This window comes from Nonomuraea sp. NPDC001684, from assembly GCF_053596515.1.
Genome location: NZ_JBSFGJ010000404.1, coordinates 1 through 8,488 on the forward strand (window position 1 = coordinate 1; position 8,488 = coordinate 8,488).

7 protein-coding genes are annotated in these 8,488 nt (G+C 72.1%); all 7 read left to right on the forward strand.

What is annotated here, in order from left to right; all coding sequences use genetic code 11:
• The first annotated feature begins 160 nt into the window (after positions 1 to 160).
• Positions 161 to 1,651, forward strand: coding sequence for an MFS transporter (locus tag ACWCSD_RS41420; protein WP_358298235.1), 1,491 nt, complete (start codon positions 161 to 163; stop codon positions 1,649 to 1,651).
• A gap of 128 nt (positions 1,652 to 1,779) precedes the next feature.
• Complete coding sequence (locus ACWCSD_RS41425; RefSeq protein WP_449923145.1) at positions 1,780 to 2,973, forward strand: cytochrome P450; 1,194 nt, start codon at positions 1,780 to 1,782, stop codon at positions 2,971 to 2,973.
• A complete protein-coding gene (locus ACWCSD_RS41430) occupies positions 2,970 to 4,355 on the forward strand; it encodes an acyl-CoA carboxylase subunit beta (RefSeq protein ID WP_397166525.1) in 1,386 nt (461 codons plus the stop codon). The genes ACWCSD_RS41425 and ACWCSD_RS41430 overlap by 4 nt, the downstream gene beginning before the upstream one ends.
• Before the next feature lie 79 nt (positions 4,356 to 4,434).
• Positions 4,435 to 5,334: a DUF6039 family protein gene (locus ACWCSD_RS41435; protein WP_364412058.1), complete on the forward strand. Its 900-nt coding sequence runs from the start codon at positions 4,435 to 4,437 to the stop codon at positions 5,332 to 5,334.
• Positions 5,331 to 7,067: an amino acid adenylation domain-containing protein gene (locus ACWCSD_RS41440; RefSeq protein WP_449923150.1), complete on the forward strand. Its 1,737-nt coding sequence runs from the start codon at positions 5,331 to 5,333 to the stop codon at positions 7,065 to 7,067. Before ACWCSD_RS41435 ends, ACWCSD_RS41440 begins: the two co-directional genes overlap by 4 nt.
• 3 nt (positions 7,068 to 7,070) lie before the next feature.
• Positions 7,071 to 8,015: a chlorinating enzyme gene (locus ACWCSD_RS41445; protein ID WP_397166523.1), complete on the forward strand. Its 945-nt coding sequence runs from the start codon at positions 7,071 to 7,073 to the stop codon at positions 8,013 to 8,015.
• Between the two features lie 82 nt (positions 8,016 to 8,097).
• Positions 8,098 to 8,488 (forward strand): hypothetical protein (locus ACWCSD_RS41450; protein WP_449923154.1); only part of this gene is annotated, 391 nt, incomplete at its 3' end.

Here is an 8,488-nt window from a genome sequence, read left to right on the forward strand (position 1 = left end):
AGTGCTGCCGGGTGCGTCGTCATGCGGCCGATGGTAGGAAGCCGGGCGCTCCCCGGATGCTCAGTGTTGAGCAGACCCGCGGGGCGCTTTCGTGTGGGCTGGAGTCGGCATGGGTCCGCGAAGAAGTGGGACGGCTGCCAAGAACAAGGGAGGCGATGACATGAACCAAACCGGTTCGAGTACGCGCGGCCAGCTGTTCGCCACCATCGGCGCACTCCTGGCCCTGGCGCTGGCGTCGATCGACGTCTCGGTGGTGGGGGCGGCGATGCCCCGGATCGCCGCCGACCTGCACGGCCTGTCGCTGTACGCGTGGGTGGGGGTCTCCTACGCCGTCGCGGCCGCCGTCGTCGTGCCGATCGCCGGGAAGCTCGGCGACATGTTCGGCCGCAAACCGGTGCTGCTCGTCGGTCTGGCGGGCTTCCTGGTGGCGTCGTGGTTGTGCGGCGCGGCCCAGACGATGCCCCAGCTCGTCGGAGCGCGCGGGCTGGCGGGGCTGTTCGGCGGCGTGCTGATGGCCAACGTCTTCACGCTGCTCGCCGACGTCTACACGCCCGAGCGCCGCACCCAGATGCAGGGCGTCTTCTTCGGCTTCTCCGGCCTCAGCATGGTGATCGGGCCGCCGCTCGGCGGGTTCATCACCGACAACTGGAGCTGGCGCTGGGTCTTCTACGTCAACGTGCCCATCGGGCTGCTCGCGATCGCCGCCGTGCTGATCGGCGTCCCGTTCGTGCGCAGCGGCGCGAGCTGGCGCGACATCGACTTCGCCGGCGTCGTCACGCTCGTGGCCGGGCTCGTCCCGATCCTGATCGGGCTCACGCTCACCGGCGACCGGCACGCCTGGACCTCGCCCGAGGTGCTGGCCCTGCTGATCGGCGGCGCCGTGCTGCTGGTGGCGTTCTACTTCGTCGAGACGCGGGTGGCCAAGAACCCGCTGGTGCCGTTCGCGCTGTTCCGGAGCAACCAGGTGTCCGTCATGGCCGTGGTGGCCTTCTTCTCCGCCTTCGCCATGATGGGCACGGCCTTCTACGTGCCGCTGCTCTACCAGGGCGTGCTCGGCGTGAGCGCGACCCACTCCGGCACGCTGCTGATCCCGATGATGCTCGGCCTGATGCTCATGGCCCCGATCGCCGGCAAGGCGATGACGGCCATGCCGCGCTACCGGCTGCTCGGCGTGTTCGCCATGGCCGCCATCGTCGCCGGGCTGCTGATCCTGTCGGCCGTCGGGCCGGACAGCGGGCAGGGCCTGCCGATCGTCGCCATGGTGCTCATCGGCGTCGGCATCGGCATCGCGTTCCCGATGGCCACGGCCGTCACGCAGAGCGCGATCCCGATGGAGCAGGTGGGCGTCGGCACCAGCCAGATCCAGTTCTGGCGGATGATCGCCGGGCCGGTCTCGCTGGCGATCCTCGGCTCGATCATGTCGTCCCGGCTCGGCGTCGCCGGTCAGGGTGGCGAGGGCGTCGCGCCGGCGGTGCTCGCCGACGCGCTGGGCGACCTGTTCCTGGCCTGCGCGATCGCGGTCGGCATCGGCCTGGTGGCCAGCCTCTTCCTGAAGGAGGTCCCGCTGCGCGACATGTCGATGGGCCGATCGAAGGCGGGCAAGGCCGACCAGAAGGCCGCGCCCAACCAGGGGCGTGCCGCCAGGGCGTGACCCCGGAGCACCGGGTGGCGGGGCCGTGCGCGGCCCCGCCATCGCCATGTCCGCCCGTACCGGCCTGCACGCACGAGCCTGCTCACAGTTGAGCAGACGCGGGCGGGCGCGCGGGCGAGGCTGCTGGCATGGACTCCTACCCCATCCCCAGGACGTGCCCGCTGGATCCGCCGTCCGAATACCGGGACCTGCAGGCGGGGCGGCCCATCACGCGCGTCCGGCTGGACTTCGACGGGAGCGAGGTCTGGCTGGTGACGCGGTACGAGGACGCCCGCGCCGTGCTCGGCGACGCCCGGTTCAGCTCCGACTTCGCCACCCCCGGTTTCCCGGCCCGGCTCACCTCGCAGCCTCCGGGGCCGGGCACCTTCATCAGGATGGACCCCCCCGACCACTCGCGGCTGCGCCGCCTGCTGCTGCCGGAGTTCAACCGCAGGCGGGTCGAGGCGCTGCGCCCGGCCATCCGGCGCATCACCGAGGCGCTCGTGGACGAGATGGCCGCCCAGGGCCCGCCGGCCGACCTGGTCCAGACGCTGGCCCTGCCGCTGCCCTCCCAGGTCATCACCGAACTGCTCGGGGTGCCGTACGAGGACCGCGACTACTTCCACGAGACCACCAAGGTCATCGGCGACCGCAACGTGGAGCCCGAGCAGCGCATGAAGGTCCGCGAGGACCTGCGCCACTACCTGGAGCGGCTGGTCGCCGAGCGCGAGCAGCGGCCCGCCGACGACCTGCTCAGCAGCCTGGGCGCCCACCGCGAGGCGGCCAAGGTCAGCCGGGAGGAGGTCGTCGGCATCGCCACGCTGCTGATGGTGGCCGGCTACGAGACCATCGCCAACCAGATCGGCGTGGGCACCGTGGCGCTGCTGGAGAACCCCGAACGCCTGGCCGAGCTGCGCGAACGTCCCGAGGCGCTGCCCGCCGCCATCGAGGAGATCATCCGCCACCAGACCGTCATCGACTACGGCGCCCGCCGCGCGGCCACCGCCGACGTCGAGGTCGGCGGCAAGCTGATCAGGAAGGGCGAGGGCGTGGTCGTCGTGCTGGCCGCGGCCAACCGCGACGAGGAGGTGTGGGCCGACCCCGACCGGCTGGACTTCGGCCGCTTCGGCGACCTCGCCGACCGGCAGGAGCACCTGTCCTTCGGCTTCGGCATCCACCAGTGCATGGGCCAGCTCCTGGCCCGCGCCCAGCTGGAGATCGCCTGGTCCACGCTGTTCGCCCGGCTCCCGGGGCTGCGCCTCGCGGTGCCGCTGGAGGAGGTGCCCTTCCGCTCCGACATGTTCGTGTACGGCGTGCACGCCCTCCCGGTGACCTGGGGATGAACCGCGACCCGCGGGACCGGGTCCGCGCGCTCTTCGACCCAGGGACCGTCCGGCCGCTGCCCGGCGACGACGACGGCGACGACGGCTGCGGCGTGCTCGCCGCCCGCGGCTGCATCGGCGGCGGACCGGCCGTCGCCTACGCCACCGACCCCGGCCGGATGGGCGGCGCGATGGGCGCCGAGGGCTGCGCCCGCATCGTCCGGGCCATCGACCTCGGCGTCCGGGAGCGGGCGCCCGTCGTCGGCCTCTGGCACTCCGGCGGCGCCCGGCTGGGCGAGGGCGTCACCGCGCTCGACGGCGTCGGCCAGGTGTTCGCCGCGATGGTCCGGGCCTCCGGCGCCGTCCCGCAGATCTCCGTCGTGCTCGGCCCGGCCGCCGGCGGCGCGGCCTACGGCCCGGCGCTCACCGACGTGGTGATCATGAGCGAGAGCGGGCGCGTCTTCGTCACCGGCCCGGACGTCGTCCGCAAGGTCACCGGCGAGGACGTCGACATGGAACGGCTCGGCGGCCCCGACCCGCACAGCAGGCGCAGCGGCCTGGCCCACCTCACCACCCCGGACGACGAGGGCGCCGTCGCCGCCGCCCGCCGGGTCACCACCCTGCTCGGCGGCCAGGGCGAGCTGCGCCCCTGGGAGGCCCGCGACGACCCCGAGCTCGGCGGCCTGCTCCCCGAACGCGCCAGGCGCGCCTACGACGTGCACCCGATCGTCGCCCGGCTGCTCGACGGCCCCGGCGAGGAGCTGCATCCGAAGTGGGCGCCCAACCTCGTCACCACGCTCGGCCGGCTGACCGGCAGGACCGTCGGCGTCATCGCCAACAACCCGCTGCGCAAGGGGGGCTGCCTCGACGCGGCGGCGGCCGAGAAGGCCGCGCGGTTCGTCCGCATGTGCGACTCGCTGGGCGTGCCGCTCGTCGTGCTCGTGGACGTGCCCGGCTACCTGCCCGGCGTCCGGCAGGAGTGGGACGGTGTGGTCCGGCGCGGCGCCAAGCTGCTGCACGCCTTCGCCGAGGCCGTCGTGCCCCGGGTGACGCTCGTGCTGCGCAAGTCCTATGGCGGCGCGTACGTCGCCATGAACTCCCGCGCCCTGGGCGCCTCCGCGGTCTACGCCTGGCCCACCGCCGAGGTGGCCGTCATGGGCGCCGAGGCCGCCGTGGACATCCTGCACCGCAGGAAGCTGCGCGACGGCCCGCGGGACGGGCGCGAGGAGCTGCGCCGCCGGCTCGTCGCCGAGCACGAACGCGAGGCCGGCGGCGTCGGCAAGGCCGTGGAGATCGGCGTCGTGGACGAGGTGATCGAGCCGGCCGGCACCCGGCGGCGGCTCGCCGAGGCCCTGCTCAAGGCCGTGCCGCTGCGCGGCGACCACACCAACATCCCGCTGTGAAGCCCCTGCTCACTATTGAGCAGGCAGCACGGCGGGCCCTCATTAGCGTGACGAACAAGCCGACAGACGGAGTGGAACGATGACCAACCCGAATCCCGTCATCCCGCCGGCCGAGCAGCAGACCTCGGTGCCCGCGGCGGATCTGATCAACTCGGCCACGGCCGGCGTGATCGTCGAGCGGACCGCGCAGGTCAGGAACGGCTCCCACGCCAAGGGGCGCAAGTTCGCCCGCATGATGGCCGAGATGGTGACCGCCAAGCAGGTGGGCGTCGCCAGCGTCTTCCTGTACGAGGAGACGTTCGGGACCAAGGACCGGCTGCACTGGCTGATCCACCTCAGCTCGCTGCACGCCTACGAGCAGATGGTGCACATGGGCACCTCCGACGACGAGTACCGCGACAACACCGCCGACAGCGGCTGGGACGAGATCTTCGTCGACGGCAGCATGACCGAGACCGTGCTGCTGCCCCAGTTCTGGGGCATGTACGGGACCGCGGTCGACGGCGAGCGCGAGAAGCAGTCCACGGTCTACCTGCAGCAGGGCGAGATCACCGGGCTGCCCGGCGCCCGCGAGCAGGTGCCGCAGCCCTACGAGCAGCTCGTCCACTCGGGCAACTGCGGCCTGCTGCTGCACCGGACCGCGCAGCTCGACTACGACTTCCGGTCCGAGGGGCGCACGTTCGCCCGCGAGGCCGCCGAGTCCATCAACGAGAACCTGCCCGGCGAGGCCACCGTCTTCGTCTACGAGGAGGCCTTCGGCGCGGCCGACCGCATCCACTGGCTGATCCACATGAAGTCGCTGAGCACCTACTACAAGGTCCTGGCGCTGCACGTGAAGGACGAGAAGGTGCGGGACCTGTACTTCCAGCAGCGCATCGCGCCCGAGCGCGGCGGCGGCACCTGGGCCAGGATGTTCGTGCCCGGCAGCATGCACGACACCGGGCTCACCCCGCACCACTGGGGGATGTACGCGACATGACCGGCCGCTGCCTGCACGAGCTCTTCGCCGAGCGCGCCGCGAAGGCCCCCGACCGGATCGCCGTGACCTGCGGCGCCGAGGAGATCACCTACGGAGACCTGGACGCCCGCGCCGACCGGCTGGCCTGCCTGCTGCAGGCCGCGGGGACCGGCCCCGGCGTGCTGGTGGGGCTGTGCGCCGACCGCGGCATCGACCTGGTGGCCGGGCTGCTCGCGATACTCAAGGCGGGCGGCGCGTACGTGCCGATCGACCCCGGCTACCCGGCGGGGCGGATCGCGTACCTGCTGGAGGACAGCGGGGTCCGCACGGTCGTCACGACGTCCGGGGTGGCCGGCCGGCTCGGCGGCGTCCTGCCCGGCGAGGTCGTGCTCGCCGACGCCGAGCCGCCCGAGGGACGCCCCGCGGCCACGGCCCGCGACGACGATCTGGCCTACGTCATCTACACCTCGGGCTCGACCGGCGCGCCCAAAGGGGTGCTGGTCGAGCACCGCAACGTCGTGCGCCTGCTGGAGCGGACCGAGCAGTGGTTCGGCTTCGGCGACGACGACGTCTGGACGCTCTTCCACTCCGTCAGCTTCGACTTCTCGGTGTGGGAGCTCTGGGGCGCGCTGCTGTACGGCGGCCGGCTGGTGATCGTCCCGGCCGAGGTGGCCAGGTCGCCAGAGTCGCTGCGCCGGCTGCTGGTGGCGGAGGGCGTCACCGTGCTGAACCAGACGCCCTCCGCGTTCCGGCACCTGGTGGCGGCCGACGCCCGGCAGGAGGAGCCGTCGCCGTACCGGCTGCGCCGGATCGTCTTCGGCGGCGAGCGGCTGGACGTCGAGCTGCTGGCCCCGTGGATCGACCGCTACGGCGACGAGCGCCCGCAGCTCGTCAACATGTACGGCATCACCGAGACCACCGTCCACGTGACCTACCGCCGCGTCCGCGCGGCCGACCTCGACCACCCGGAGCTGAGCCCGATCGGCGTGCCCATCCCGGACCTGCGCCTCGATGTGCTCGACGAGCACGGACGCCCGGCGACCACAGGGAACCTGCACGTCTCGGGCCCCGGGCTCGCCCGCGGCTACCTGGACCGGCCCGAGCTGACCGCCGAGCGGTTCAGGGTCGCGCCGGACGGCGGCCGCCGCTACGACTCCGGCGACGTCGTCACCCGCCTGCCCGGCGGCGAGTACGCCTACCTCGGGCGGTCCGACGACCAGATCAAGGTCCGCGGGTTCCGCCTGGAGCCCAGGGAGATCGAGCTGTGCCTGCTCGGCCATCCGGGGGTCGCCCACGCGGTGGTGGCCCACCGCGACTACGGCGAGGGCGACGTCCGGCTGCTGGCCTTCGTCGTGCCGGACGGCGATCCGGGGCCGGACCTGATCGACCAGCTCACCGAGCGGGCCGCGAGCCGGTTGCCGGCGCACGCCCGCCCGTCCACCTACCACATCGTGTCGGAGATCCCCATGACGCCGCAGGGAAAGGCGGACCGCGCCGCTCTGGCCAGGTCCGCGCAGGCATCGTCGGCCGCCAAGGTCGTGCAGCGCATCGCCGAGGACGTGCTCGAACGCGACGAGGTGCCACCCCGGGTGGACCTGTTCGATCTGGGCGCGACCTCGCTGGCGATGACCCGCATCATCGCCCAGGTGAACGAGCGCTTCGGGCTGGAGCTGACGGGACGCGAGCTGGAGGAGGAGGCGTCGGTCGCCGCCCTGGCCTCCTGCGTCGAGGAACGACTGACCGTGAGGGGATAGACCATGCACGAGACCACCGTCCGGGGCGAGTACTCGATGACCCCCGAGGAGCTGAAGAGCTTCCACACCCAGGGCTACTTCGGCCCGTTCAAGGTCTACGAGATCGACGAGATGCGCCAGAACTGGCGGCGCGAGCGCATGCGTCTCATGGACCGCAGCAACGCCGTCTACCGCGACGACGCCGCCTCGGGCAACACCAACATCTCCAACTACGACCGGCACCTGGACTCGCCCTTCCTGGCCGACCACATCAGCCGGCCGCAGATCGTGGACCGCGTGGTCAGCGTGCTCGGCCCGGACGTGCTCTGCTGGCGCACCGAGTTCTTCCCCAAGTACCCCGGGGACGAGGGCACCGACTGGCACCAGGCCGACACCTTCGCCAACGCCTCCGGCAAGCCGCAGATCGTCTGGCCGCAGGCGGAGGAGTTCGGCGGCACGATCACCGTCTGGACCGCCTTCACCGAGGCGAACGAGGACACCGGGTGCCTGCAGTTCATCCCCGGCACCCACGAGACGATGTTCTACGACGAGACCAAGCGCATGCACTACGACCCCAACAAGATCAACCAGGAGGACAAGGACGGCGTCCGGCGCGGCTTCTTCGGCTACGACTACCGCGACCTGCAGATCGACCCCGACTGGAAGCCCGACGAGTCGCAGGCCGTCTCCATGGTGATGAGGCCGGGCGAGGCCATCCTGTTCTGGTCGACGCTCATGCACGCCTCGCTGCCGCACAAGGGCCTGACCGACGAGATGCGCCTGGGGTTCGCCGCCCGGTACGTCCCGACCAAGGTGGACGTCTACCCGGACACCGACGAGATCGAGGAGTACGGCGGCCGGGTCAGCCTCGACCGGTACGGCGCCGTCCTGGTCACCGGGCAGAACACCAACCCCAACAACCGGATCGCCACGGCCACCACCACCGGCCACCCCTTCACCACCCGATGAGGCCCGCCGTGACCTCCCGAATCCCACGGCGCGCGGCGACCCGCGCGCCCTCTGACGATCCACGGAATGCGGTGATCTTCTCGTGGCCGCCGAACTGAGACGTCTGACCCGGGCCGTGCAGGACGCGCGGCCGCTGGTGGACGTCCTGCGGCATCCGGTGCGCCTGGCCGGCCCGCCCGGCCTCGCCTCCCTCCTGGGCCGTGTGACCCGACGGCTGGGCGCACCGGAGTTCGCCCTGACCGACCACGACTCGCTCGACACCTTCGAACGCCTGGTCAGCGACCATCTCGCGCTCCATGACGGCATGGGCGAGGACCTGCCGCCGGCCGCCGTCGACGAGGTCGTGGACGGCGCGGCGCGGGACGGCTTCGAGGGGCTGTGCACGACCGGCAGGGTGAACATCTCAGGTGTGCGCAGCGCGATCAGCGGCCACAGGAAGTCGTTCCACGCGCCGAGGAACAGGAAGACCGCCA

What these genes read in the sequence shown, in the direction of transcription:
- ACWCSD_RS41425 (WP_449923145.1), top strand. Translation starts at nt 1,780, where the DNA reads ATGGACTCCTACCCCATCCCCAGGACGTGCCCGCTGGATCCGCCGTCC.
- ACWCSD_RS41445 (WP_397166523.1), top strand. Translation starts at nt 7,071, where the DNA reads ATGCACGAGACCACCGTCCGGGGCGAGTACTCGATGACCCCCGAGGAG.
- ACWCSD_RS41435 (WP_364412058.1), top strand. Translation starts at nt 4,435, where the DNA reads ATGACCAACCCGAATCCCGTCATCCCGCCGGCCGAGCAGCAGACCTCG.
- ACWCSD_RS41440 (WP_449923150.1), top strand. Translation starts at nt 5,331, where the DNA reads ATGACCGGCCGCTGCCTGCACGAGCTCTTCGCCGAGCGCGCCGCGAAG.
- ACWCSD_RS41420 (WP_358298235.1), top strand. Translation starts at nt 161, where the DNA reads ATGAACCAAACCGGTTCGAGTACGCGCGGCCAGCTGTTCGCCACCATC.
- ACWCSD_RS41430 (WP_397166525.1), top strand. Translation starts at nt 2,970, where the DNA reads ATGAACCGCGACCCGCGGGACCGGGTCCGCGCGCTCTTCGACCCAGGG.